Below are 25,641 nucleotides of genomic sequence, written 5' to 3' on the forward strand. Positions count from 1 at the left end.
GGATTAACCTTCGATTCGTTGGGCCCCGGTAGTCCAATTGGCAGCAGACGAAGGTCTCAAACACCTTACAGTGTGGGTTCGAGTCCCACCCGGGGCACCTTTCCTTAATTTCCAAGGTCGCAAATGACAAGCGGATGTTCCCGTTCCCGTGAACATCCGCTTTTTGCTGCCCCTTAGACCCACCGCACCGCAATGTGGGTCGCATGTACGACTTGGGCACCGGCCCCAAATACTGACCGAACCGCCGGAGGCTACTCGTTCTCGCCGATCCGATGCACCCGGACCAGGTTCGTCGAGCCCGATACCCCCGGCGGGGAGCCGGCCGTGATCACGACCACGTCGCCCCGCTCGCAGCGGCCGATCTCCAGGAGCAGTTCGTCGACCTGGTCGACCATCGCGTCGGTGGAGTCGACGTGCGGGCCGAGGAAGGTTTCCACGCCCCAGGTGAGGTTCAGCTGGGAGCGGGTCGCCTTGTCGGGGGTGAAGGCGAGGAGCGGGATGGGTGAGCGGTAGCGGGAGAGGCGGCGGACCGTGTCGCCGGACTGGGTGAAGGCGACGAGGAATTTGGCGCCGAGGAAGTCGCCCATTTCGGCGGCGGCGCGGGCGACGGCGCCGCCCTGGGTGCGGGGTTTGCTCCGCTCGGTGAGTGGGGGCAGGCCCTTGGCGAGGATGTCCTCTTCGGCGGCTTCGACGATGCGGCCCATGGTCTTGACCGTCTCGACGGGGTATTTGCCGACGCTGGTCTCGCCGGAGAGCATCACCGCGTCCGTGCCGTCGATGACGGCGTTGGCGACGTCGCTCGCCTCGGCCCTGGTGGGGCGGGAGTTGTCGATCATGGAGTCGAGCATCTGGGTGGCGACGATGACCGGTTTGGCGTTGCGCTTGGCGAGTTTGATGGCGCGCTTTTGGACGATGGGGACTTGTTCGAGGGGCATTTCGACGCCGAGGTCGCCGCGGGCGACCATGATGCCGTCGAAGGCGGCGACGATGTCCTCGATGTTGTCGACGGCTTGCGGCTTCTCGACCTTGGCGATCACGGGGAGGCGGCGGCCTTCCTCGTCCATGATGCGGTGGACGTCTTCGATGTCGCGCCCGCTGCGTACGAAGGAGAGGGCGATGACGTCGAAGCCTGTACGCAGGGCCCAGCGGAGGTCTTCTTCGTCCTTGTCGGAGAGTGCGGGGACGGAGACGGCGACGCCGGGGAGGTTGAGGCCTTTGTGGTCGGAGACCATGCCGCCTTCGAGGACGGTGGTGGCGACGCGGGGGCCGATCACGCCGGTGACCTGGAGGGTCACCTTGCCGTCGTCGACGAGGATGCGTTCGCCGGAGGTGACGTCCTGGGCGAGGCCGCTGTAGGTGGTGCCGCAGCGTTGGCGGTCGCCTTGGATGCCGTCTTCGACGGTGATGGTGAACTCGTCGCCGCGTTCAAGGAGTACGGGGCCTTCGCTGAAGCGGCCGAGGCGGATCTTCGGGCCTTGAAGGTCGGCGAGGATGCCGACGCTGCGGCCGCTCTCCTCGGAGGCCTTGCGCACGCGCTGGTAGCGCTCCTCGTGTTCGGCGTGGGTGCCGTGGCTGAGGTTGAAGCGGGCTACGTCCATTCCGGCTTCGACCAGTGCCTTGATCTGGTCGTACGAGTCGGTGGCGGGGCCCAGGGTGCAGACGATTTTGGCTCGGCGCATGGTTCGAGCCTAGGGCTTACCGGTCAGTAGTGAATTGGTCCTGCGTGACTACTCAACAACCTTTGCGTGAAGGGGTGTTGACAAGTGTTGAAGTGCGCGGGCGGCTGCTCTGATGAGCGGATTTTCGGCTGTCACGGGTGCAGTCGTGGGGGTTGCATGGTGAAGCGGGCGTTGACCTGGGCGTAGACGTGCTGGCGTTGTGGTTCGAGGTCCAGGGGCACCGCTTCGGCGGGCATGTCGGTCGCTCCGCCGTAGGCGACGGAGCGCATGACGGCGGGGGCGCCGTAGCCGTGGGCGGGGGTGTTCTCGGCGTCGAGGTCGGCGAGTTCGATGAGGGCGGCGAGTCGGGTGTCGAGGGCTTCGGCGTATTCGCGGGCGCGTTGTACCGCTTCGCGGACGGCTTGTTGCCTGGCGCGGCGGTGGGTGGGTGAGTCGGGGCGCAGGGCCCACCAGGGGCCTTCGACGCGGGTGAGGTCGAGGTCGGCGAGGCGGGTGGTGAGTTCGCCGAGTGCGGTGAAGTCGGTGAGTTCGGCGGTGATGTGGACGCGGCCGTGGTAGGCGCGGACGCGTTCGGCGCGGCCGTGTCTGGTGAGTTCGGGGGTGATGGAGAAGGCGCCGGTCTCCAGTTTCTCGACAGTGTCGCCGTAGCCCTTGATGAGGTCGAGGGCGGTGGTGTTGCGCCGGGTGAGGTCGTGGAGGGCGTCGCGGCGGTCGGTGCCGCGGGCGTTGACGGTGATGCCGATGCGGGCGATCTCGGGGTCGACTTCGAGGTGTGCTTCGCCGCGGACGGCGAGGCGGGGAGCGTCGGGGGTGCCGTAGGGGGTGTGGGGGGTGGTGGTGGTGGGGGTGGTGTCCATGGGGTCACTGTCGCACTGCGCCGGTGGGTCCGACAGTCATCGGATCGCAACCTGGGGGGTCTGTTGCGGAACGGGCTGGTGAGGTCAGAATCTACGCGCGTTACTACGGTCGACCGAGGAGTACAGAAATGCCGCTGAACCGCAGGAAGTTCCTGGGCACGTCCGCCGTCACCGGCGTGGGCGTGGCGCTCACGGGTGGGGCTGTGGCGCCGTCCGTGGCGCAGGCGAAGGGGAAGCCGGGCCGGCGGGAGAAGCGGTATTCGTTCACCGTGCTCGGTACGACGGATCTGCACGGCAACGTCTTCAACTGGGACTACTTCACGGACAAGGAGTTCGACGACAAGGACCACAATGACGTGGGCCTGGCCAAGATCTCCACGTTGGTGAACGAGGTGCGTGCGGAGAAGGGGCGTCGCAATACGCTCCTGATCGACGCGGGTGACACCATCCAGGGCACGCAGCTTTCGTACTACTACGCCAAGGTCGATCCGATCACCGCCGCGCGTGGCCCGGTGCACCCGATGGCGCAGGCGATGAACGCGATGGGCTATGACGCGGCGGCGCTCGGCAATCACGAGTTCAATTACGGTATACCGGTGCTGCGCAAGTTCGAGGAGCAGTGTGATTTCCCGCTTCTCGGGGCCAACGCGCTGGACGCGAAGACGCAGCGGCCGGCGTTCCCGCCGTATTTCATGAAGCGGCTGCGTACTCCGCACGGGCGTGATGTGAAGGTGGCGGTGCTCGGTCTGACGAATCCGGGTATCGCGATCTGGGACAAGGCGAACGTCCAGGGCAAGATGACGTTTCCCGGTCTTGAGGAGCAGGCCGCGAAGTGGGTGCCGAAGCTGCGGTCGATGGGTGCGGATGTCGTGATCGTGTCGGCGCACTCCGGTTCCAGTGGCACGTCGTCGTACGGGGATCAGTTGCCGTATGTGGAGAACGCGGCGGGCCTGGTGGCGGAGCAGGTGCCGGGTATCGACGCGATTTTGGTGGGGCACGCGCACACGGAGATTCCCGAGTACTTCGTGGAGAACAAGGCGACGGGCAAGCGGGTCGTCCTGTCGGAGCCGCTGAAGTGGGGGCAGCGTCTGACGTTGTTCGACTTCGACCTGGTGTGGGTGAAGGGCCGGTGGACGGTGGAGAAGGTGGGGGCGAAGGTCCTGAACTCCAACACGGCCGCGGAGGACGAGAAGATCACGCGGTTGCTGGCCGACGAGCACAAGAAGGTCGTCGCCTACGTCAATCAGGTCATCGGCACGTCGAAGGCGGCGATGAGTACGGCCGAGGGCCCGTACAAGGATGTCGCGATCATCGATCTGATCAATCAGGTGCAGAGGGAGACGGTGGCGCAGGCGTTGACGGGTGGTGCGTACGCGGCGCTGCCGGTGCTCTCGCAGGCGTCGTGCTTTTCGCGTACCGCGCGGATTCCGGCGGGCGAGGTGACGATCAAGGACGCTGCGGGTCTGTATCCCTTCGAGAACACCCTGGAGGCGCGGTTGCTCACGGGTGCGCAGCTCAAGGATTATCTGGAGTTCTCGGCGCGCTACTACGTGCAGACGCCCGCGGGTGCCCCGGTGGACCCGGCGAAGCTGACGAACGCCGAGAAGATCCCGGATTACAACTACGACGCGGTGTATGGCGTGACGTATGAGATCGACATCGCGAAGCCCGTGGGTTCGCGTGTCGTGAAGTTGTCGTTCGAGGGCGAGGAGATCGACCCGAAGGCTGAGTTCGTGCTGGCGGTGAACAATTACCGGGCGAGCGGTGGCGGGAATTTCCCGCATGTCGCGGGTGCCAAGCAGGTGTGGGCGAATTCGGAGGAGATCCGTAACACGATCATCGGCTGGGTGAAGGCGAAGGGGACGATCGATCCCGCTCAGTTCGCGTCGGTGGACTGGAGGCTGACCCGGGACGGTACGCCGGTGTTCTGAGTGGCGTTGTCCGTGTCCTCCCCCGGCGGGCGTCCGCCGGGGGCCGGGGTGGCCCGTGGGGGTCAGTTCTTGAGGCGTACGAGGTTTCCGCGCTGTTCCCCCACGCGGCCGGTGGCCTGGCCGGGGATGGTGGGGGTGTGCAGGCCGAAGCTGGTGAACGCGGTGCGGCGGGGCAGGGGGTAGGGGTCCTTTCCGGTGAGGGCGTTGAGGATGGTGGCGCTGCGCCAGGCGGCGAGGCCGAGGTCGGGGGCGCCGACGCCGTGGGTGTGGCGTTCGGCGTTCTGTACGTAGATGTTGCTGCCGGTGGCGGTGATGGAGGGGTCGAGGACGAGGCGGTAGTGCTCGTCGACGCGGGGGCGGGCGGAGGAGTCCTTGCGGATGTAGGGGTCGAGGCCGGCGAGGAGTTGCTCGGTGGGCCGTTCGCGGTAGCCGGTGGCGAGGACGACGGCGTCGGTGGTGAGGCGGGAGCGGGTGCCCTGCTGGAGGTGTTCCAGGTGGAGTTCGACGCGGGTGCTGGCGACGCGGCCTGCGGTGCGGACGAGGACGCCGGGGGTGAGGACGGCGTCGGGCCAGCCGCCGTGGAGGGTGTGCCGGTAGAGCTCTTCGTGGATGGCGGCGATGGTGTCGGCGTCGATGCCTTTGTGGAGTTGCCATTGGTGGGGCACGAGGTCGTCGCGGACCGTTTCGGGCAGGGCGTGGAAGTAGCGGGTGTAGTCGGGTGTGAAGTGTTCCAGGCCCAGTTTCGAGTACTCCATGGGTGCGAAGGCTTCGGTGCGGGTGAGCCAGTGGATTTTCTCGCGCCCCGCGGGGCGGGCTCGCAGCAGGTCGAGGAAGACTTCGGCGCCGGACTGTCCTGAGCCGATGACGGTGATGTGCTCGGCGGAGAGCAGCAGTTCGCGGTGGTCGAGGTAGTCCGCGGAGTGGATGACGGGGACGGTGGGGGCTTCGGCGAGGGGTTTGAGGGGTTCGGGGATGTGGGGGGCGGTGCCGACGCCGAGGGCGATGTTCCTGGTGTAGGTGCGGCCGAGGGCTTCGGCTTCGCCGTCGGAGTCGAGCTGGGTGAAGTCGACTTCGAAGAGGTCGCGTTCGGGGTTCCAGCGGACGGCGTCGACCTGGTGGCCGAAGTGGAGTGCGGTGAGGTTCTCGCTGACCCAGCGGCAGTAGGCGTCGTACTCGGCGCGCTGGATGTGGAAGCGCTCGGCGAAGTAGAAGGGGAAGAGCCGCTCGCGGCTCTTGAGGTAGCTGAGGAAGGACCAGGGGCTCGCGGGGTCGGCGAGGGTGACGAGGTCGGCGAGGAAGGGCACTTGGAGGGTGGCGCCTTCGATGAGGAGGCCGGGGTGCCAGTGGAAGCCGTGGCTCTGTTCGTAGAAGACGGTGTCGAGTTCGCCGAGGGGGTGGGCGAGGGCGGCGAGGGAGAGGTTGAAGGGGCCGATGCCGATGCCGACGAGGTCGCGGGGGTCTTCGGGCGTGGAGCGCGGCGTGGGGTCGGGGCGGTCGGGCGTGCCGGTCATCGGGGGGTGGTTCCTTCCGCGAGGTGGGGGGTGGTGCGCGCGGCCCTGGCGGTGGCCTGTCGGCTTGTCTCCTCGACGTGTTCGAGGAGCGTGGTGAGGTCGCCGGGGCGGGTGTGCGGGTTGAGGAGGGTGGCTTTGAGCCATCGGCGGCCGTCGAGGTCGGCGCGGCCGAGGACGGCGGTGCCTTCGGTGAGCAGTCGCCTTCGTACGTGGGCGAGGTGGGTGTCGTCGGTGTCTGTGGGGCGGAACAGGACGGTGCTGATGGCCGGGGTGTCGTACAGCTCGAAGCGGGGGTGGTCTTCGATGAGGGTGGCGAAGTGCCTCGCTTGGTCGCAGACTTGGTCGACGAGTGCGCCGAGTCCCGTGCGGCCGAGGGCTTTGAGGGTGACGGCGATCTTGAGGATGTCGGGGCGGCGTGTGGTGCGCAGGGAGCGGCCGAGGAGGTCGGGCAGGCCCGCGTCGGTGTCGTCGTCGGCGTTGAGGTAGTCGGCGCGGTGGGTGAGCGCGGCGAGGTCGTTCGGGTCGCGGACGGCGAGCAGTCCGGCGGCGGCGGGCTGCCAGCCGAGTTTGTGCAGGTCGAGGGTGACGGTGTGGGCGCGCTCGATGCCTTTCAGGAGGCGTTTGCGTACGTCGCTGAAGAGCAGGCCGCCGCCGTACGCGGCGTCGATGTGCAGCCGGGCGCGGTGGGCGGCGCAGACGTCGGCGATGTCGTCGAGGGGGTCGATGAGTCCGGCGTCGGTGGTGCCGGCGGTGGCGGTGACGAGGAAGGTGGTGTGCGGGCCGCCGAGTTCGTTGAGGGCCTCGTCGAGGGCGGCCGGGTCGAGGGTGCCGGCGGGGGCGGGGACGGTGACCGGGTCGGGCAGGCCGAGGAGCCAGGCGCCGCGGGCGAGGGAGTGGTGGGCGTTCTCGCCGACGAGGAGGCGCAGCGGGCCTCGGGTGGCGGCTTCGCGGGCGAGGAGCAGGGCGAGCTGGTTGGACTCGGTGCCGCCGGTGGTGACCAGGGCGTCCGCTTCGGGGTGGACCTCGGTGGCGAGTGCGCGGGTGACGAGGGTTTCGAGGGTGGAGGCGGCGGGGGCCTGGTCCCAGGAGTCCATGGAGGGGTTGAGCGCGGAGGCGGCCAGGTCGGCGGCGGCCGCCAGGGCGAGCGGCGGACAGTGCAGGTGGGCGGCGCACAGGGGGTCGGCGGGGTCGGCGGCGCCTTCGGCGAGCGCGTGGACGAGGGTGCGCAGGGCGGCTTCGGGGCCCGTGCCGTGCTCGGGCAGGACCGGTTCGGCGGCTGCGCGGACGCGGTCGGTGACGGCGGTGGGGCCGTCGGCGGGGAGTGGGCCGCCGCGGGCGGTCGCCCCGTGGTGCAGGGCGTCGAGCGTGACCGCGAGCAAGGGCCGCAGGGCGTCGGGGCCTTGGACGCCTCCGGCGAGGGGCGGCGGGGTGCTCATGGGGCGTGTCCTTCGGGTGCGCGCGTACAGGGGCACCAGCCTGTACGCCGCGTGGGCGCCGTGCCCGGGGTCCTCGGCGATCCGAACCCGAAAGTGGTACTGCCGTGCGGAGAAAACGTGTGGGTGCGGTGGGGGTGCTGAGCGGGCCGGGGGCGCGTAGGGGTGGCGCCGGGCGTCGCGTGCCGGAACTGCCGGCCCGGGGTTCTGGCACGGCTCTGCGGTTTCTCAGGGGCGGAAGTCGTCCTTGTGGTCGTCGGCCCACTGGGCGAACGTGCGGGCCGGCTTGCCGGTGACGGTCTCGACCGTGGTGGTGATCTCCGGTTCGGCGCCGACGGTCTCGGCGAAGGAGGCGAGGATGGCGGGCAGCATCTGAGGCGGTACGTGCGGGAAGAGTTCGGGGCCGACTTCGTTCGGCGGTATGTCGACGAAGCGCAGGGCGCGGCCGAGGGCGGCACCGATGGCGTGGATCTGCTGTTCCGTCGTGACGGCCTCGGGCCCGGTGAGGCGGTGGACGGCGCCGTCGTGTCCGTCGTCGAGGAGGGTGCGGGCGGCGACCGCGGCGATGTCGTCCTCGTGGATGGGGGCGGTCACGGCGCCGCCGAAGGGGCCGCGCACGGTGTCACCGGCGTGGATCTGCGGCGCCCATTGGAGGGAGTTGGTGGCGAAGGCGTTGGGCCGCAGGAAGGTGTGGCCGAGGCCGCTCTCCGTCACGTGTGCTTCGAGTTGGGCGTGTGCGGCGTAGATGGGGTGGCTGGTGTCGGCGCCGTCCTGGATGATGCCCGAGGAGAGGACGGTGACGTGGCGGACGCCGCTCGCGCGGGCCGCTTCGAGGAGGGCGGCGGTGTGCGTGCCCGCGGCCTGGAGGTGCAGGAAGAGACCCGAGGCTCCCTCGAACAGCGGGGCGAGGTCGGCGGGTCGGGGCCGGTCGCCGGAGAGGTCGAGGTGGCCGACGTCCACGGATTCGGGCAGTCCGGCGCGCTCGGGGGCGCGGGTCAGGGCGCGTACGGGGGTTCCTTCGGCGGTGAGATGGCCCACGAGGGCGCGGCCCACGTTTCCGGTGGCTCCGGTCACGACGATCACGGCAGGGCTCCTTCTGGTCGGGGTGCGCGCGGCCGTTCCGGCAGGTCCGGCCCGGCCCAGGTGCGAGCCTAGGCCGGTTGTGCCGGGTGCCGGATCGTCGTTTGGGACCAGTGGGCGTAGGCCGTGGGACCTACGCCGCGCGGCTCGGGTCAGACCCTGCCTGTGCCCTTTTCAGTACCCTTGCCTGTGCCCTGCCGGACGTGCAACGCCCGCGCCAGGTCGTCGAGTTGGTCGGCGAACTTGCGGCGCAGGGCGGGGATCGGGTCCGCGTCCCGCAGGCACCGCTCGCCCAGCCGCAGCGTCTCGGCGTCCACGAACGGGGCGGGGAAGGCCCACTGGCCCACCACGTCGGCGATCGCGGGGCCGCGCCGGGCCGCCACGGCGACGGCGTCCTCGTAGTAGCGCGGGACGTACTCCCTGACGAGGTCGGCCTGTTCGGGCTGCCAGAAGCCCTGGGCGGTGGCCTTGAGGAGGTAGTTGGACAGTTCGTCGGAGGCGAACATCGCGTCCCAGGCGGCCCGCTTGGCCGCGGCGTCCGGCAGCGCGGCCCGGCAGCGGGCGGCGCCCTCCTGGCCGGTGGCGCTCGGGTCCCGCGCCAGCTCGGCGGCGATGGCCGCCTCGTCGGTCGCGTCCAGCACGGCGAGGCGTGCGAGGACGCGCCAGCGCAGCTCCGGGTCGAGTTCGGGGCCGCCGGGCACGGTGCCCTCGTTCAGCCACGCCTGGAGGGGCCCGGGCTGGGTGGCGATGTCGATGGCGGCGCGGACGGCGGTGAGGCGCAGGCCGGGGTGGGAGCCGTCCTCGGTGCGCCGGATCAGGTCGCGGCAGAGTTCGCCGAGGGCGGCGAGTGCGGCGGGCCGCTCCTCGGGGCCGGCGTAGCGGCCGGCGATGTGGGCGGTGGCGAAGGTGAGGACGCCTTGGACGATGGCGAGGTCGCTCTCCTCGGGGAGGTGGGCGAGGGCCGTCGCGAGGTAGGAGCCGCCGTCGAGTTCGCCGTCGCGGACCATGTCGCGCAGGCTGTTCCACAGGACGGCGCGGGTGAGGGCGTCCGGGACTCCGGAGAGGTCGCGCAGCGCGGTCTCCTGGGAGGTCTCGTCGAGGCGGATCTTGGCGTAGGTGAGGTCCTGGTCGTTGGGGACGATCAGGGCGGGGCGGCCGCCGTCGCGGGGCGTGGCGGGTTCGGTGGACGGGATGTCGGTCTCGTACCGCTCGCGCAGGACGAGGCCGCGGCCGCCGGCGAGGTCGCGGTCGTAGACGCCGACGGCGACGCGGTGGGGGCGGCCGTCGCCGTGGGTGCCGTCGCCCGTGCCGCGGTCGAGGGTGAGCGTCCACTCGCGTCCGGCGTGCGCGACCTTCGAGGTGAGGGTGTCGACGCCCGTGGTGCGCAGCCAGGCCTCGGCCCAGGCGTGCACGTCGCGGTCGGTGGCGTGGGCGAGGGAGTCGATGAAGTCGGCGAGGGTGGCGTTGGCGAACTTGTGCCGCGCGAAGTGGGTGTTGATGCCCGCGAGGAAGTCCTTCTCGCCGAGCCAGGCGACGAGCTGGCGCAGGGCGCTCGCCCCCTTGGCGTACGAGATGCCGTCGAAGTTGAGCATCGCGGACGCGGTGTCGGGGACGGCGTCGGCGGCGGGGGCGACGGGGTGGGTGGAGGGGCGCTGGTCGGCGTCGTACCCCCAGGATTTGCGGGTGACGCCGAAGTCGGTCCACGGGTCCTTGAAGCGGGTGGCCTCGGCGGTGGTCTGGAAGCCCATGTACTCGGCGAAGGACTCGTTCAGCCAGATGTCGTCCCACCAGGTGAGGGTGACGAGGTCGCCGAACCACATGTGGGCCATCTCGTGGGCGATGACCATGGCGCGGGTCTGCCGCTCGGTGTCGGTGACGGCGGAGCGGTAGACGAATTCGTCGCGGAGGATGACGAGGCCGGGGTTCTCCATGGCACCCATGTTGAATTCGGGGACGAACGCCTGGTCGTAGGAGTCGAAGGGGTAGGGCTCCTCGAACTTCTCGTGGTAGCGGTCGAAGCAGGCCCGCGTGATGTCGAGGATCTCCTCGGCGTCGGCGTCCAGGAACGGCGCGAGCGAGCGGCGGCAGTGGATGCCGAAGGGGAGGCCGCGGTGTTCGGTGCGCACGGAGTGGTAGGGGCCGGCGGCGACCGCGACGAGGTAGGTGGAGATGAGCGGGGTGGGGGCGGCGCGCCAGGTGCCGTCGCCGAGGTGTTCGGTGATGCCGTTGGCGAGGACGGTCCAGCCTTCGGGGGCGGTGACGGTCAGCTCGAAGACGGACTTCAGGTCGGGCTGGTCGAAGGCGGCGAAGACGCGCTGCACGTCCTCCATGAACAACTGCGTGTACGTGTACGTCTCGCCGTCGCTGGGGTCGGTGAAGCGGTGCATGCCCTCGCCGGTGCGGGAGTAGCGCATCGCGGCGTCCACGCGCAGCTCGTGTTCGCCCGCGGTGAGCCCGTCGAGCGCGAGGCGGTTGTCGGTCAGGTCCACGGCGAGGGGCTGCCCGTCGAGGGTGGCGGAGCGCAGCTCGGCGGGCTTGAGCTCGACGAAGGTGGCGCCGTCGGTGCGGGCGCTGAACCGGATGACGGTACGCGAGTCGAAGGTGCCGACGGTGGGGTCGGTCGCCTGGGTCAGGTCGAGCTCGACGGTGTACCGGTGGACGTCGATGAGCTGGGCTCGGGTCTGCGCTTCGTCGCGCGTCAGTACGGGCATGGGCCCATGCTGCCCGATGGCACCGGCATCGGTGAAGGTCAGGGCGGTGTGCGCCGTGCGCCGTGCGCCGTCCGACGGGGGGAGGTGCCGTCAGGACGACTTGGCGATCGTCTCGTGGTGGCGGATCACCTCGGCGATGATGAAGTTGAGCAGTTTCTCGGCGAACGCGGGGTCGAGCTTGGCGCTCTCGGCGAGTTCGCGCAGCCGGGCGATCTGGCGGGCCTCGCGGGCCGGGTCGGCGGGCGGCAGCTGGTGGTTGGCCTTGAGGTGGCCGACCTGCTGGGTGCACTTGAAGCGCTCGGCGAGCATGTGGACGACGGCGGCGTCGATGTTGTCGATGCTGTCGCGCAGACGGGACAGCTCGGCGCGCACGGCCTCGTCCGTACCCTCCGCCGCGCTCGCGCCGTTCGCGTCACTGGTGTGGCTGGTGGTCATGGTGCATGAGCCTACGTTGCCGGTCGGGGGCGGTGGGAGGGTGGCGGAGCGGGGGGTGGGGTGTGGTCCCGCCGCACCGGTGCTTCCCCTGTGCCGCCCCCGGAGGGAGACCGCAGCATGGGCGGGTCATCGGGATCCGGCACCTGCTGTGACCAGCCGCCGGGCACGGCACGGCCCTGCTGTTCCCTGAAGCGGACGGGTGCCGTGCCGACGCGGCGGGTGAAGAGGCGGGAGAAGTACGCCGGGTCGTCGTAGCCGACGCGGCGGGCGACGGCGGCGACGGGCAGCTCCGTGGCGGCGAGGAGTTCCTTGGCGCGGCCGAGGCGGATGCCGAGGAGGTAGTCCTTGGGGCTGCATCCGGCGCCGCGCCGCACGGCGGTGCGCAGCTCGGCGGGGGTCATGCCGTGCCGGGCGGCGTGTTCGGCGACGGACAGGGGGCGGAAGGCGTCGCGGGCCAGGGCCTGGAGGACGGGGTCGCCGTCGGGGGCGATGTCGGCGCGGGCGCGGCGCAGGGCGACGAGGAGTTCGTGGACGGCGGCGCCGGTCTCGACTTCGAGGAGGGGGTTGCCGCGGCGGGCCGCGCGGGCGATGCGGCCGACGGCGGCGCGGGCCCCCGCCGCGTCGGAGAGGGGTACCACGGGGCGGCTGGGTTCGATGTAGCCGAGTTCGGTGTACGTCGCGGTCGCGGGGCCGGTGAAGTCGACGAAGCACTCGTCCCAGCCGGTGTCGGGGTCGGGCCCGTAGTGGTGGCGTACCCCGGGGGTGAGCCAGATCAGGGCGGGTGCGGTCACCGTCGTACGGCGTCCGTCGGGGCCGCGGAACCAGCCGCCGCCCGCGCTGATGACGACGGCGACGTGGTGGTCGAGGGTGCGGGGGCCGACGGTCGGCAGGAGGCCGTGCTGGAGGCCGACGCCGAGGCAGGCCAGGCCGAGCTTGTGGTGGGCCGGGCTGGGAGTGAAATACCGCATCCACGTGTGGTACATCCGCGTGCCCCTTCCGGTGCGGGCCCGGCCGACCCGCTCGCTGCGTCCAACCGGACCCGATCTTTGTCCATGGACCCCGCCGCCCGCCAGAGGTGATCGTGGACGGGCGGTGGGTGAGCGAGAGGACACGATGGACGGGTTCAGGGTCGGCGAGGACGATTTCGAGGTGGACGGGCGGCCGGTGCGGCTGCTCTCCGGCGCGCTGCACTACTTCCGGGTGCACGAGGCGCAGTGGGGGCACCGCCTGGCGATGCTGCGGGCGATGGGGCTCAACTGCGTGGAGACGTACGTCCCGTGGAACCTGCACGAGCCGCGGCCCGGCCGGTACCGCGACGTGTCGGCGCTCGGCCGTTTCCTGGACGCGGCGCGCGAGGCGGGGCTGTGGGCGATCGTCAGGCCCGGCCCCTACATCTGCGCGGAGTGGGAGAACGGCGGGCTGCCGCACTGGCTGACGGGGCCCCTGGGGGCACGCGCGCGTACCCGTGACGGGGAGTACCTGGCGCATGTGGAGCGCTGGTTCCACCGGCTGCTGCGGGAGGTCGTGCCGCGTCAGCACGGCGGCGCGGACGGCGGCCCCGTGATCATGGTCCAGGTCGAGAACGAGTACGGGAGCTATGGCTCGGACCAGGTGTATCTGCGCCGCCTGGTCGATCTGCTGCGCGGCGAGGGTGTGCGGGTGCCGTTGTTCACCTCGGACGGCCCCGAGGACCACATGCTGAGCGGCGGCTCGGTCCCGGGGGTCCTGGCGACGGCCAATTTCGGCTCGGGGGCGCGCTCCGGCTTCGGGACGCTGCGCGCGCACCGTCCCAAGGGGCCGCTGATGTGCATGGAGTTCTGGTGCGGCTGGTTCGACCACTGGGGCGCGGATCATGTCGTACGGGACGCGGACGACGCGGCGGCGGCGTTGCGCGAGATCCTGGAGTGCGGGGCGTCGGTGAACCTCTACATGGCGCACGGCGGCACGAACTTCGCGGGCTGGGCGGGGGCCAACCGGGGCGGTGGGGCGCTGCACGACGGGCCGCTGGAGCCGGACGTCACGTCGTACGACTATGACGCGCCCATCGACGAGGCCGGCCGTCCCACGGCGAAGTTCTGGCGCTTCCGGGAGGTGCTCGCCCCGTACGCGACGGAGCCCCTGCCCGAGCCGCCGCCGCCCCCGCCGGTGCTGGGCGCCCCCGCCACGGCGGCGCTCACGGAGTGGGCCCCGCTGGACACGGTCCTGGAGTGCCTCGGCACCCCGGAGGCCGAGCATGCCGTGCCGCCCACCTTCGAGGAGCTCGACGTGGACCGGGGCCTGGTGCGCTACGCCCTGACGGTGCCGGGTCCGCGCCGTCCCTACCGGCTGAGCGTGCGGGGGCTGCGGGACCTGGCGGTCGTGTACGTGGACGGGGAGCGGGCCGGGGTCCTGACCGAGGACGAGCCCGTCCTGGAGGACCCCGTGGCCGGGCACGCGCGCGTGGAGCTGTGGGTGGAGTCACTGGGCCGGGTCAACTACGGGCCGCGCTCGGGTGAGTCCAAGGGGATCTGCGGGGGTGTCCTGCATGAGCGGCAGTACCTGCACGGGGTGCGGGCGCGGGGTCTGCGGCTGGACGCGTTCGACGTGCCGTCGGCGGTGCGGGGGGTTCCCGTGGCCGGTCCCGGGGAGGGGCGGCGAGGCCTGCACCGGGGCACGGTCGAGGTCGGCTCCCCCGGCGACGCGTTCCTCGAACTGCCGGGCTGGACGCGGGGATTCGTCTGGGTGAACGGCTTCAATCTGGGCCGGTACTGGTCGGTCGGCCCGCAGCGGTCGCTGTATGTGCCGGGCCCCGTGCTGCGGGAGGGCGTCAACGAGGTGTGGGTGCTGGAGCTGGAGGGGGCGGCCCCGGGCGCAGCCGTCACGCTGTCCTGAGGCCCGCGAGGGGCCGCCCCGTCCCGCTCAGCCCTCGGTCACGGAGGTCACCTCGAAGGCGTCGAGCACGAACTCGGCCGTACCGTCGCCGCCGGTCTTGCGCAGGCCCACCCAGGCCTCTCCCTCGGCGGGGGCGGTGAACTCGTAGGTGAGCGTGGTGGGGTCGGTGGCGACAGGGAGTTCCTCGCGGTCGATCTCGCGGGGTGCGGGTTCGTCGACGGCGGTTACCCAGGCGTACTGGCCCGCCTTCTCGTTCTCGTACCGGAAGGAGACGCGGTAGCGCTTGCCCGGCGTGAAGCGGACGGTGTGCGGGACCGTGCGGTAGACGAGGCCGGTGTTCTCGCCGCGTGACTTCAGGGAGTTGCCGCCGTCGATGACGTCGTCGATCGCCTTGCCGTTCCAGCCGCGCTGCGTGTACGGGGCGTGGCGCTGGGCGATGTGGGTGCGCGGGTCGGTGGCGCCGCCCGCGTCGCCCTTGACGAACGGGCCCCAGCCCTGCGGGACGTGTTCGAAGTCCTCGTGAACGAGGGTGGTGCGGGGGTGCTTTGCCGGGCGGTGGGTCGCGGCCACCCGTACGTTGTCGAAGCGCACGCGCGCGTGGCCCGCCGCGGTCCGCAGTGTCAGTTCGGCGGTGCCGCCGCCCTCGGGGACGGTGAAGTACGTGAACATGCGCTGGAAGCGGGTGCCGTGCTTGCGGTCGGCGGCGACGTAGTTGCCGGCGGTGGACGTCTCGGTGAAGTTGGCGGCGGTGACGCCGTCGGCGGTGCGCACCTCCAGGGAGGCCTTGCGCCGCTCCCCCGCCTTCTCGCCGACCTCGACCTGCACGGATGCCACGTACCTACCGGCCCGCAGGCGGGCGAGGCGCTGTCCGACGGAGGCGGCGCCGCCCGCGCCGATGACCAGTTCGTAGTCGCCGAGGGCGCTGCGCTTCACGGTGGCGGGCCCGCTGACCTGCCAGCCCTTCAGGGAGCCGGAGTGGAAGCCCGGGTCGTGCAGCGGTGTCCCCTGGCCCCACTTCGGGTCGGGCAGGGCGGCGGCGCGCTCGCGGTAGAGGACGTAGGGCTGCTTCGGCTCGGCGTCGAGGGTGACCTGGCCGCCGCGCACGGGGACGTACGACGCGAAGACCCTGCCCTGGTCGGTGAGCCGGTACAGGGCGACGCGGGAGCGGCCCGCCCACGCGCGCGGGAGGTGCCAGGTGCTGCGCCCGCCGGCGGGGTTGTAGTGGTACAGCTTGGCGGGATCTGTGGCCTTGCGGGGCTCCCAGGGCAGCAGGTAGCGGCCGTCTTCGTAGACGACGTGTCCGTCGGTGGTGATGCGCCGCTTGCCTTCGACGGCGTCGGAGACGGTCGTCCCGGTGGGCCCGAAGAAGGTGATCTCGTGCTCGTCCCATGTCTTGATGGGGTAGGCCTGGAGGTACTTGGCGGGCAGTGAGTGGGTCCAGATGAGGTCGTAGAAGGCGTGCCAGTCGGTCTTGCCGATCCAGCCGGTGAAGTTGCCCATGCGGGCGATGCCGAGGAGGGTCGGCCACTTGTCGGCGAAGACGTCCTTCTGGTGGTTGCGGACGAAGCGGATCAGGCGGGAGTTGATGCCGCGCGAGGTGTCGCCGCCGTAGTCGGTCTCGGTGGCCCAGTGCGACCAGAGTGCCGAGCGTTCGAAGCCGTGGCCCCACTCGGTGGTGAGGTTCCAGCCCTGGTCGCGCAGGGCCCGCTGGAGGCGGTCGGAGGTCCAGCCGGATTCGCGGAAGACGTCGATGTAGAGGGTGTTGAGGGCCGGGTCGGTCTCGGCGCGCAGGTCGGCGAAGCGCTTGATGATGTCCCCGGAGACGAGGTCGCGGCGCTGGTCGATGCGGTAGCTCTGGTCGAGCCAGTCCCACTGCTTGTTGTTCTTGTCGACGAGCTTCTCGGAGAAGGCGTGGGCGACGGGGTAGGACTCGGTGGCGTTGACGTGCACGCCGAAGTCGCTGTGCCACTTCCCGCCCTCGTGGACGAGGGTGTTGAGGTCGTCGAGGCCGCCCGCGCGGGTGTTGTGGTTGCCCGCGTAGTCGGGGTGGGCGGAGTCGTGGCCTTCCGACTGGTAGCCCTTGAGGAGCGTGTACTGGCGCAGCCCGTCGGTGGCGAGGTGGATGCGCTTGACGTCGTCGAGCGTGGCGAGGAAGGGGTTGGTGGCCTGCGAGGCGAAGTTGAACGGGATGTGCGGGACGACCCGCAGATGCTGTTCGTCGGCGCCGAGCGGGGTCACCATGATGTCGCGGAAGGCGGTCGCGGCGTCCTGCCAGTCGACCTTGCCGTCGCCGTTGCGGTCGCCGGTGATCACGACGGTGGCGTACGGGAGGGGTTCGGTGGCGTCCACGGGGGCGGTCGCGGCCCGGTGCGTCCACTGTCCCGGGGTCAGCCGCGCCTCCACGCGGCCGCCGGTCCGCACCGTCTCGTGCCAGAGCCGGCCGTTGTCCCAGGTGGTGCCCGCCGCGCTCGTCGGTCTGTCGTAGACGGTGTTCGTCTCGATCGCGCCGCCGAGCCGGTCGTGCGCGACGACGGCGTACGCGCAACCGGTGGGCGCCGCCGCGGGCGTGTCCTTGTCCGGCCGGATCAGAGTGTCACCGCTCTTGGCCTTGTCCAGCTGCACCTTGGCGGCCAGGAGGGCGGCGCCCGGCTGGTCGTCGCGTACGGCGAGCAGGGAGAGGCCGGGGATCCGCAGGGTGCCGACGCGCAGCGCGTCCGTGTCCGCGATCTTCGTGACGCGCCAGTGGACCTGCCGTCCCTCGACGGCGATCTCGACGTGGATGCGGGTGCCGCCCGCGAAGGCGAGTACGTACGCGATGCGGGCCTTGTCCGCCGAGGAGGTCACCTCGGGCGTGTGCTCGGTCTCGTCGATGAGGACCGTGGTGACGGCGTCCGTGGCGCCGTGCAGGACGGCGCCGCTCGCGCGGTCGGTGTAGGCGATGACGCGCGGGAAGGCGGTGGCGACGCGTACGTCCAGGTGGCGGGAGCGCAGGGTCGCTTCGGGCGCGGCCGGTCCGGCGGGAGCGTCCTTGGCGTACGCGCCGGACCCTGCTCCGAGGGCGGCCCCCACCCCAGCGAGCGCACCGGTGGCGACGACGGCTCTGCGGCTCGGCCCGGACGTGTCTGACGGCAGCATGCGGCATCCCTCCATGGGGCGGAATCGGTGCCGATCACGATGCGCCGGGCGGTGCGGACACGCCTATGGACAAAGGAGGGACAGGTGTTGGACTTAACCGCGAGGGGCGGGGCGCCCACGGTCTCGGACGCCCCGCACCGCGACAGCCGGACGTCAGAGTCCCGCCGCCGCCTTCTCTATGTCCGCGGCGAACGTCGACACCTCGGTGTAGACGCCGGGGAACTTCGGCCGGGCGCAGCCGTTGCCCCAGCTGACTATGCCGACCTGGATGTACGCGCCGGCCTCGTCCTTGCGGAACATGGGGCCGCCCGAGTCGCCCTGGCAGGTGTCGATGCCGCCCTGGGCGAGGTTGCCCGCGCAGATCTCCTCGCCGGGCGTGAGCTCGCCGCCGTACGCGGCCTTGCAGTCGGCGTCGCTGACGAACGGGACGGTCGCCTTGAGGAGGTAGCGCTGCTGGGCGCCGCCTTCCCGGTCGGCGCCCCAGCCCGCGACGGTGAAGTCGCCCTTGTTGTACTTGGTGTCCTTGGCGATCTTCAGCGTGGGCAGGTCGATGGGCTTCGCCAGCTTGATGAGCGCCCAGTCCTTGCCCTTGCCGTTGTAGCCGGGGGCCTGGAGGACCTTGGTGGACTTCACCTTGATCGCGGCGGAGCTCCTGAGGTCCACGACACCGGCGGTGGCGGTGATGCTGGTGTTGTTGCCGGAGCCGTCCACGCAGTGGGCCGCTGTCAGCACGATGTTCTTGGCGTACAGGGAACCGCCGCAGCCCATCGACAGACGGACCATGAACGGGAACTCACCCTGCTTGGCGGGGGTCCCTCCGACGACACGCTCACTCGGCTGGGGGCCCGGGTCGGGGGCGGCGGACGCGGCCACCGGCTGAAGGCTGAGGGCGGCGAGCGCGATCGTGCCGAGGGTGGCGGCTCTCTTGACTCCACGCAGCTTGGTCTTCAATTGACTACCCTTCGTGGGGGGTTGATGAGGGGAGCGCGCGCGAGGGCAGGCCCTTGCCGCCCGTTTCAACCGCCCGGATGGCATGAGCCCGACAAAGCGTTGTTGCGGATTATGGAGATCGGTGTCCGCTCAGGACAAGGGGAGGTTTCCGGCCACGCCCCGCCGCGGGGTCCGCTCCCGAGGGCCTCAACGCCCTTACAGTGGAGCCGGGTTCAGTGTCCGACGGCTGACATCAGGGGGTAGGGACGTGACGGTCGGCGGCGGTCCCGTGCAGCACGGCTACCCCCATCTGGAGACCGTGCGCGCCGCCGTCACCGCGCTCTACAAACGCCTTTCGTACGACACCGTCCACACCTTCGACACCAGCGTCGCCCCCGCCGATGTGGCCTTCGGCGACCAGGACGACCTGCATCTGGGTGCGCAGCGGGTGGCCCGCGAGATGGTGCGGCACCTGCGCCTGCCCGACGCCCGCGTGATCGTCGGCTTCCGCGCGATGGAACACGCCGCCAACGTCGAACTCACCGCGGGGCCCGAGTACTTCGTCGAGCTCAACGACCGCTTCCGCACCCACCGGCGGGACATCGGCGCGGCGCTCGCCCACGAGGTCATGCACGTGTATCTGCACCGGCTCGACCTGTCGTTCCCCGGCACCCGCGACAACGAGATCCTCACCGACACCGCCGCCGCGTACCTCGGCGCCGGCTGGCTGCTCCTGGACGCCTTCCGCGAGGACGGCGTCTCCTCGCAGAAGCTCGGCTATCTCACCCCCGAGGAGTTCGGCTACGTCCTCGCCAAGCGGGCGCTGGCCTTCGGTGAGGCGCCGGAGACGTGGTTCACCAGCGCGCAGGCCTACACGGCGTACACCAAGGGGCTCGCCCAGGCCCGCCGCGACGAGCAGCGGCCACCGCTGACGGCCGCCGGGTGGGCGGGCAGACGGCGGTACGCGAAGGACCGGCGGTACGCGCGCGAGCACGGGTCGGGCCCGGGGGACGGGACGTACTCGTTCTCGTCCGACGGCCTCGGGGCGCTGCGGGTGTCGTTCCCCTGCCCCACGTGCTGCCAGCGGATCCGTGTACCGGCGCGGGGACGGGTCCGGGCGCGGTGCGCGCTGTGCCGGACGGTCCTGGAGTGCGACGCCTAGGCGTCGCTCATGAGGCGGACCAGTGGCCGGGGCGGGCGAGGGCGTCCGGGAGCTTCGTGCGCTCGTCTCCCCTGGCCGCGTTGACCTGCGTCTGCGTGAGGAAGAGCGCGCCGGTGAGGTCGGCGCCCCGCAGGTCCGTGTCGCGCAGGTCGGCGCCGATCAGGTCGGCGGTCCTCAGGTCGGCGCCGCGCAGGTCGGCGGCGATGAGGCAGGCACCGCGCAGGTTGGCGCCCTTGAGGTCGGCGCCCTTGAGCCGTGCGCCGAAGAGGTCCGCTCCCCTGCGGTCCTTCTTCTTGCCGCCGACACCCTTGCGTACGAGTTCACTGGTGCGCAGGAGGAGGACGTTGACGTCCTCGCGGTGCGCCGCGACGTCGGTCTCGGTGATCGCCTCGGGGGCGCCCCGGGTCAGTTCCTCGGTGCGGGCGAGGCAGGTGCGCAGGTCGGAGCGGATCGGCTTCGTCTGCGGCAGGGTCAGCGCCTCGGTCACGTACCAGAGGAGTTCGTGGAGTTGCCGCATGAGGGGGAAGACCTCGAACATCTGCCGGGCGGTGGCCGGATCCGCGCGCCAGTCACGGCCGCCGAAGGTGTGCTGCGAGACGTGCTGGCCCGCGCCGAAGCAGTCGTACACGGTGCAGCCGCGGAAGCCCTTGTCCCGCAGCTCGCGGTGGATGCCGCAGCGGAAGTCCGCCCGGAGGTTGCCGCACGGCTTGCCCGCCTCCTTGTTCTGCGCGAAGTCCGAGGACGCGGAGAAGGCGAGGGCCACGCAGCAGAGTCCGAAGCAGTCGCCGCAGTCGGCGCGCAGGGCGGCGCGGTCGTCTTCGAGCAGGGGCAACGCGACGGGTTCGCGCTCCGGTGGCATCGGGCGGGCTCCTTTGGAACGTCGTACGGTACGGCTCACCATTGTCCGGCAGCGCTACGGCCCGAACCGGGGGGTGGGCAGGCCGGGGACGGGGCCCAGGCCTGCCCGGCGGTGTCACGCGGCGCTGCGGCGGCCTCCCTGGGCACCGCCACCGGAGCGGCCGCGGCGTGCGCGCCCGGCCCCGGCGCCGCCCCCGGCGGAACCGGAACCGTCGCGGGACTGACCGCCCTGCCCCTGCCGGGGCACCCTGCGCTGCTGTCCGCCCTGGCCGGAGGCAGCCGCGCCGCCGCCACCGCCACCACCGCCGCTGCGGGGCCGTCGGCGGCGCTGCGAAGTCTGGGCGGGCTGCTGGGGCTGCGGCGTCTCGATGACCACCGGCACGCCCGAGGGCTCCCGGGCGCCGGTGATGCGTACCAGCTCCTCGTCGGAGGAGGAGATCCGCGCCGTGCGGGGGCTGATCTCGGCGTCGGACATCAGCCGCGTCATCTCCCGCTTCTCCTCGGGGAGCACGAGGGTGACGACGCTGCCGGACTCGCCGGCGCGGGCGGTGCGTCCGCCGCGGTGGAGGTAGTCCTTGTGGTCGGCGGGCGGGTCGATGTTCACGACCAGGTCGAGGTCGTCGACGTGGATGCCGCGCGCCGCCACGTTCGTCGCGATCAACGCGGTGACCTGGCCGGTCTTGAACTGGTCCAGGGTGCGGTTGCGCTGCGGCTGCGAGCGGCCGCCGTGCAGGCCGGAGGCGCGGACGCCGTTGGCGAGGAGCCGCTTGGTGAAGCGGTCGACGGCGCGCTTGGTGTCCAGGAACATGATCACGCGGCCCTCGCGGGCCGCGATCCGCATGGCGACGGCCTTCTTGTCCGTCTCGTCGGCGACGTAGAGGACGTGGTGCTCCATCGTCGTGACCGCGCCCGCGGACGGGTCGACGGAGTGCACGACGGGGTCGGTCAGGAACATCCGGACGAGCCGGTCGATGTTCTTGTCCAGCGTCGCCGAGAACAGCATGGTCTGGCCGCCCTGCTCGACCTGCTTGAGCAGCGCCGTGACCTGCGGCATGAAGCCCATGTCGGCCATCTGGTCGGCCTCGTCGAGGACCGTGACGCGCACCTGTGAGAGGTCGCAGTCGCCGCGCTCGATCAGGTCCTTGAGGCGGCCGGGGGTGGCGACCAGGACCTCGGCGCCGCGGCGCAGCGTCCCGGACTGCCGGGTGATCGACATGCCGCCGACGACGGTGGCCATGCGGAGGTTCACCGACGTCGCGTACGGCGTGAGGGAGTCCGTGACCTGCTGGGCCAGCTCGCGGGTGGGGACGAGGACCATGGCGAGCGGCGACTTGGGCTCGGCGCGGTGCCCGGCGGTGCGGGCGAGGAGCGCGAGGCCGAAGGCGAGGGTCTTGCCGGAGCCGGTGCGGCCGCGGCCGAGGATGTCGCGTCCGGCGAGGGAGTTCGGGAGGGTCGCGGCCTGGATCGGGAAGGGCTCGGTGACGCCCTGGGCGGCCAGCGTCTTCAGGAGGGCCTCGGGCATGTCCAGGTCGCCGAAGGCCTCGACGGCGGGCAGCGCGGGCGTGATGCTCTCGGGCAGTGCGAAGTCGCCGCCCTGCGCCGGCTTCGGCTTACGGCTTCCGGGCTTCTTCGCGGAATGTGCGGAGCCCTTCGCCTGGCCGGTCGGCCTGCCCTTTCCGGCTGCGTTCGCGGGCCGCTTGCGGGCGGGTCGTGCCGGGCGTTCGGAGCGGTTCATGCAGTAATGCCTTCCTGGTCGCTGGACTTTCCGGACCGCTGAGCCTGGGGGCGGCTCTGAGCCTGGGTGCGGCTCTGGGCCCGGTAGGGCCCGATGACAGCGCAAGCCGAGGCCCGCACCTTCCGGTGCGGGCCTCGGCTGTGAGGTTCGCGCGCTGCGACGATCAGGCAGGAACGATGTTCTCGGCCTGGAGGCCCTTCTGGCCCTGGGTCACCTCGAAGGAAACCTTCTGGCCCTCGAGGAGCTCACGGAAGCCCGAGGACGCGATGTTGGAGTAGTGGGCGAAGACGTCGGGGCCGCCGCCGTCCTGCTCGATGAAGCCGAAGCCCTTTTCCGAGTTGAACCACTTTACGGTGCCGGTTGCCATGTCAATCTCCTCAACAGGGGCAGTGAATGGAGAATCGCGGAATTGCCAATCTCCAGCGCTGCAATGACCCCCATACCGGAGAGAACCGGAAAAACAATAATGCGCCCTCGGAGCATTCCCGTCAGGCGCACATAAAGTCCATGGGTACCAAAACTGCAACACGTCAACTTTAACACGCCCGGCGGAGTCGTTGTTCCCGGGCCGGGGAGACCTGCGCCACCCGCTCCCTTCCGCCTTGGCGAGGACCTCGCTATGGTCCCCGAACAATCGTTTGGTTGGTTCAGGCACCGCACCGCCACCGCCATCACTCCCGACCGGAAGGCGGCCCGATGCGCGTCAGCGTCCCACGCACCCGTACGGCGGCTGGACTCGCGATCTCCTCCCTCGTCCTCGGCGCCCTGCCCGCCTGGGCGGCCCACGCCGAACCCGCCTCGCCCCGGCCGTCCCGCCCGGCGGCGACGTCGGCGTACGACAACGCACGCCACATCCCCCTCCAGGGCGCCGTCAACGTCCGCGACGTGGGCGGGTACCGGACCTACGACGGGGAGCACGTCCGCCGGGGCCAGGTCTTCCGCGCCGACGCCCTGAGCAAGCTCACCGAGGCTGACCTCACCACGCTCTCCGGGCTCGGCCTGACGAAGGTCATCGATTTCCGGGTGCCCGCCGAGGTGCGGTACGACGGGCCGGACCGGCTGCCCGGCGGAGCCACCCCCGTCCCCCGCCCTATCACCGACAACGGCCTGTTCACCCGGCTCCTCACCGCGATCGGCTCCAAGGACCCGGTCAAGCAGGAGGAGATGCTGGGCGACGGCAGGGCGGCCGCGTTCATGCGGGACGTCTACCGCACGTTCGTCACCGACGCCGCCAACCGCGCACAGTTCGCGGCCACCCTGCGCGACATCGCGGGCAGCCGCGCCCCGCTGCTCTACCACTGCACCGCGGGCAAGGACCGCACCGGCTGGACGACGTATCTGCTGCTGCGCCTGGTCGGCGTACCGGACAGGGCGGCCGTGGGCGACTACCTGGCCTCCAACACCTACCGGTCCGCCCACGACGCGAAGGTGCGCGAGGCGCTCGAGCAGGGCGGGCTGATGCGGAACCCGGACCTGATCATCCCGCTCCAGGAGGTGCGGACCGACTACCTGGACACGGCTCTCGACGAGGCCGCGCGGCGGTACGGCGGTCTGGGCGGCTATCTGACCAAGGGGCTGGGCCTCGACGCGGACACGCTCGTGAAGCTACGCCACCGCATGGTCGGCTAGGCCACGATCCCGGCCGCCCGGGCCGCCGCGAGCCATGCGGGGAACTCCCCCACCAGCCGGTCGTACAGCTCGTCGTCCGGCACGGCCAAGGGGTCGTTCCCGGCGTGGAAGAAGCCCGCGTTGTCGACCGGGCGCTTGGCCGGCACGGCGAGTTCGTCGAGCTTGCGCAGATAGTCGAACTGCTTGCTCGCCGGGTCGCCGAAGCCGATGAACTGCCAGAACAGGGGCAGCTTCGCCGCCTTGCACAGATAGCGCTCGGCGGCGAGCCTGCTGATCGGCCCGCCGTCGGTCTGGAAGATCACCAGAGCGGGCGTCACGGAGCCGTCGGCGTGCGCGGCGTGGTCGAGGTAGTGGTCGATGACGGCGTCCATCGCCAGGTGGTAGCTGGTCTTCCCCATGTGCCCGAGCCCGGCCACGATGGCGTCGATCCGGCCGCGGTGGTCATCGAGTGCGATCTCCGTCACCGCGTCGATGTCCGTGGAGAAGAAGACGGTGGGCACCCTCCCGTCGTCGTCGAGGTGCGCGCAGAGGCCGAGCACCCGGTCGGCGAGGGCCTGGACGCTGCCGTCCCGGTAGTACGGCCGCATGGATCCGGAGTGGTCGACGACAAGGTAGACCGCCGCCCGGGCACCCTCCAGGCCGTGCTTGCGCAAGGACACCCCGGCGCTCTTGTAGAGGCTGACCAGCGCGGGCGCCGAGTCCTCCACCTTGCGCAGACTGATCGCGGGACCCATGCGCCGCTCCGTTCCTCCGTGCGGGACCGCCACGGTGCCGGCCCGTCAGCGGCCGAGGGTACGCGCCGCTCCCGGCTTCCGTCCGGGCGTACGGAAACCCTTCTCCCTTGCACGTATGACTGCTAGACACATGCGGCATGAGCTCACGGGAGATCTCGTACGGGCTGGACGGCAGGACGGTTCTGATCACCGGGGCGGCACGCGGGCAGGGCGCGGCGGAGGCACGGCTGTTCGCCGAGGCCGGGGCGCGGGTCGTGGTCACGGACGTACGGGAGGAGGAGGGGCGCGAGGTCGCCGCGTCCCTGGGCGGGCAAGGGGAGTTCGTACGCCATGACGTGACGGACGCGCGGGGCTGGGCGGCGGCCGTGGCACGCGCCCTCGATGCCTTCGGACGGCTCGACGCCCTGGTGAACAACGCCGCGCTGTGGCGCACGGCCTCCGTGGAGGAGGAGACGTACGAGAACTTCGAGGCGCTGCTCCGCGTCAATCTGCTGGGTCCGTTCCTCGGTATCCAGGCGGTGCTGCCCGCGCTGAAGGAGGCGGGCGGGGGTTCGATCGTGAACGTCTCGTCGACGGCGGGGCTCGTCGGCATCCCGGGTCACGCGGCGTACGGCTCGACGAAGTTCGGGCTGCGGGGCCTGACCCGGTCCTCGGCGCTGGACCTCGCGCGGTACGGGGTCCGGGTCAACTCGGTGCATCCGGGGGCGGTCGACACCCCGATGATCGCCGCGACCTCCGCCGGGCGGGACTGGTCGCATCTGCCGCTCGGCAGGATGGGCCGCCCGGAGGAGGTCGGCGAGGTGGTGCTGTTCCTGGCGTCGGACGCGTCGTCGTACATCACGGGCGCGGAGTTCGCCGTGGACGGCGGCTCGACGACGGGGTGACGGCGCCCCGGCCCTACCGCCCGCCCGGCGGTTCGAAGGCCCGCGCGAACGCCCGCGCGACGCACG

At 71.1% G+C, this 25,641-nt stretch carries 19 protein-coding genes and 1 tRNA gene; 6 read left to right on the forward strand and 14 right to left on the reverse strand.

Translation table 11 applies throughout. The annotated features are described in order from the left end of the window. Positions 1–22: 22 nt before the first annotated feature. Positions 23–97 (forward strand) — tRNA-Leu (locus ACF062_RS01250). Positions 98–251: 154 nt separating this feature from the next. Here the strand turns inward: ACF062_RS01250 and pyk are convergent. Both pyk and ACF062_RS01260 read right to left on the reverse strand, forming a co-directional pair. Then, a complete protein-coding gene (pyk, locus tag ACF062_RS01255; protein WP_392134155.1) occupies positions 252–1,679 on the reverse strand; it encodes a pyruvate kinase in 1,428 nt (475 codons plus the stop codon). Positions 1,680–1,810: 131 nt separating this feature from the next. Continuing rightward, on the reverse strand, positions 1,811–2,536 hold the full coding sequence (locus ACF062_RS01260; protein WP_392134158.1) for an SIMPL domain-containing protein: 726 nt from the start codon (positions 2,534–2,536) through the stop codon (positions 1,811–1,813). Positions 2,537–2,664: 128 nt separating this feature from the next. On the opposite strand from ACF062_RS01260, the gene ACF062_RS01265 reads away from it, so the two are divergent. Next, the gene (locus ACF062_RS01265) at positions 2,665–4,467 is read left to right on the forward strand and encodes a bifunctional metallophosphatase/5'-nucleotidase (RefSeq protein ID WP_392134161.1); all 1,803 of its coding nucleotides are present in this window, start codon (positions 2,665–2,667) and stop codon (positions 4,465–4,467) included. A 62-nt stretch (positions 4,468–4,529) separates the two neighbouring features. Here ACF062_RS01265 and ACF062_RS01270 read toward each other — a convergent pair whose 3' ends face one another. The 6 genes from ACF062_RS01270 to ACF062_RS01295 all read right to left on the reverse strand — a co-directional run bounded on the left by ACF062_RS01270 (position 4,530) and on the right by ACF062_RS01295 (position 12,620). Continuing rightward, entirely contained in the window at positions 4,530–5,978 is a 1,449-nt protein-coding gene (locus ACF062_RS01270) for a lysine N(6)-hydroxylase/L-ornithine N(5)-oxygenase family protein (protein ID WP_392134164.1), read from the reverse strand. Then, a complete protein-coding gene (locus ACF062_RS01275) occupies positions 5,975–7,414 on the reverse strand; it encodes a pyridoxal phosphate-dependent decarboxylase family protein (protein WP_392134167.1) in 1,440 nt (479 codons plus the stop codon). Before ACF062_RS01275 ends, ACF062_RS01270 begins: the two co-directional genes overlap by 4 nt. 225 nt (positions 7,415–7,639) lie before the next feature. Further along, positions 7,640–8,494: an NAD(P)H-binding protein gene (locus tag ACF062_RS01280; RefSeq protein WP_392134170.1), complete on the reverse strand. Its 855-nt coding sequence runs from the start codon at positions 8,492–8,494 to the stop codon at positions 7,640–7,642. Between the two features lie 149 nt (positions 8,495–8,643). After that, on the reverse strand, positions 8,644–11,202 hold the full coding sequence (gene pepN, locus ACF062_RS01285) for an aminopeptidase N (protein ID WP_392134173.1): 2,559 nt from the start codon (positions 11,200–11,202) through the stop codon (positions 8,644–8,646). Between the two features lie 90 nt (positions 11,203–11,292). Continuing rightward, positions 11,293–11,637, reverse strand: coding sequence for a chorismate mutase (locus ACF062_RS01290; RefSeq protein ID WP_320591262.1), 345 nt, complete (start codon positions 11,635–11,637; stop codon positions 11,293–11,295). A gap of 11 nt (positions 11,638–11,648) precedes the next feature. Beyond that, positions 11,649–12,620: a helix-turn-helix domain-containing protein gene (locus ACF062_RS01295; protein WP_392134174.1), complete on the reverse strand. Its 972-nt coding sequence runs from the start codon at positions 12,618–12,620 to the stop codon at positions 11,649–11,651. 130 nt (positions 12,621–12,750) lie between these two features. Here ACF062_RS01295 and ACF062_RS01300 point away from each other — a divergent pair, with 130 nt between their 5' ends. Next, positions 12,751–14,508, forward strand: a complete 1,758-nt coding sequence (locus tag ACF062_RS01300; RefSeq protein WP_392136403.1) for a beta-galactosidase family protein — start codon at positions 12,751–12,753, stop codon at positions 14,506–14,508. A gap of 27 nt (positions 14,509–14,535) precedes the next feature. On the opposite strand, the gene ACF062_RS01305 is transcribed toward ACF062_RS01300, so the two are convergent. Then, positions 14,536–17,643 (reverse strand): endo-alpha-N-acetylgalactosaminidase family protein, encoded by a 3,108-nt coding sequence (locus ACF062_RS01305; RefSeq protein ID WP_392134176.1) that lies wholly within the window; start codon positions 17,641–17,643, stop codon positions 14,536–14,538. A gap of 153 nt (positions 17,644–17,796) precedes the next feature. After that, positions 17,797–18,594 carry a S1 family peptidase gene (locus ACF062_RS01310; RefSeq protein ID WP_392134178.1) on the reverse strand — a complete coding sequence of 266 codons (798 nt, stop codon included), beginning with the start codon at positions 18,592–18,594 and terminating at the stop codon, positions 17,797–17,799. Positions 18,595–18,841: 247 nt separating this feature from the next. Here ACF062_RS01310 and ACF062_RS01315 point away from each other — a divergent pair, with 247 nt between their 5' ends. Further along, a complete protein-coding gene (locus ACF062_RS01315; protein ID WP_223774069.1) occupies positions 18,842–19,735 on the forward strand; it encodes a hypothetical protein in 894 nt (297 codons plus the stop codon). 7 nt (positions 19,736–19,742) lie between these two features. On the opposite strand, the gene ACF062_RS01320 is transcribed toward ACF062_RS01315, so the two are convergent. From ACF062_RS01320 to ACF062_RS01330, 3 genes are all read right to left on the reverse strand, one after another. Continuing rightward, the gene (locus tag ACF062_RS01320) at positions 19,743–20,594 is read right to left on the reverse strand and encodes a pentapeptide repeat-containing protein (protein WP_392134181.1); all 852 of its coding nucleotides are present in this window, start codon (positions 20,592–20,594) and stop codon (positions 19,743–19,745) included. A 114-nt stretch (positions 20,595–20,708) separates the two neighbouring features. Next, positions 20,709–22,328, reverse strand: a complete 1,620-nt coding sequence (locus tag ACF062_RS01325) for a DEAD/DEAH box helicase (RefSeq protein ID WP_392134184.1) — start codon at positions 22,326–22,328, stop codon at positions 20,709–20,711. Positions 22,329–22,491: 163 nt separating this feature from the next. Then, positions 22,492–22,695, reverse strand: coding sequence for a cold-shock protein (locus tag ACF062_RS01330; protein WP_030362889.1), 204 nt, complete (start codon positions 22,693–22,695; stop codon positions 22,492–22,494). 329 nt (positions 22,696–23,024) lie between these two features. Here ACF062_RS01330 and ACF062_RS01335 point away from each other — a divergent pair, with 329 nt between their 5' ends. Next, complete coding sequence (locus ACF062_RS01335; RefSeq protein ID WP_392134187.1) at positions 23,025–23,957, forward strand: tyrosine-protein phosphatase; 933 nt, start codon at positions 23,025–23,027, stop codon at positions 23,955–23,957. Here the strand turns inward: ACF062_RS01335 and ACF062_RS01340 are convergent. Next, positions 23,954–24,691, reverse strand: a complete 738-nt coding sequence (locus ACF062_RS01340; RefSeq protein WP_392134191.1) for a VWA domain-containing protein — start codon at positions 24,689–24,691, stop codon at positions 23,954–23,956. The two genes, ACF062_RS01335 and ACF062_RS01340, sit on opposite strands and share 4 nt — an antisense overlap. Positions 24,692–24,828: 137 nt before the next feature. On the opposite strand from ACF062_RS01340, the gene ACF062_RS01345 reads away from it, so the two are divergent. Continuing rightward, positions 24,829–25,575: an SDR family NAD(P)-dependent oxidoreductase gene (locus ACF062_RS01345; RefSeq protein ID WP_392134193.1), complete on the forward strand. Its 747-nt coding sequence runs from the start codon at positions 24,829–24,831 to the stop codon at positions 25,573–25,575. The last annotated feature ends 66 nt before the right edge of the window (positions 25,576–25,641 follow it).

It is taken from the genome of Streptomyces sp. NPDC015345 (genome assembly GCF_043078805.1).
GTDB lineage: Bacteria > Actinomycetota > Actinomycetes > Streptomycetales > Streptomycetaceae > Streptomyces.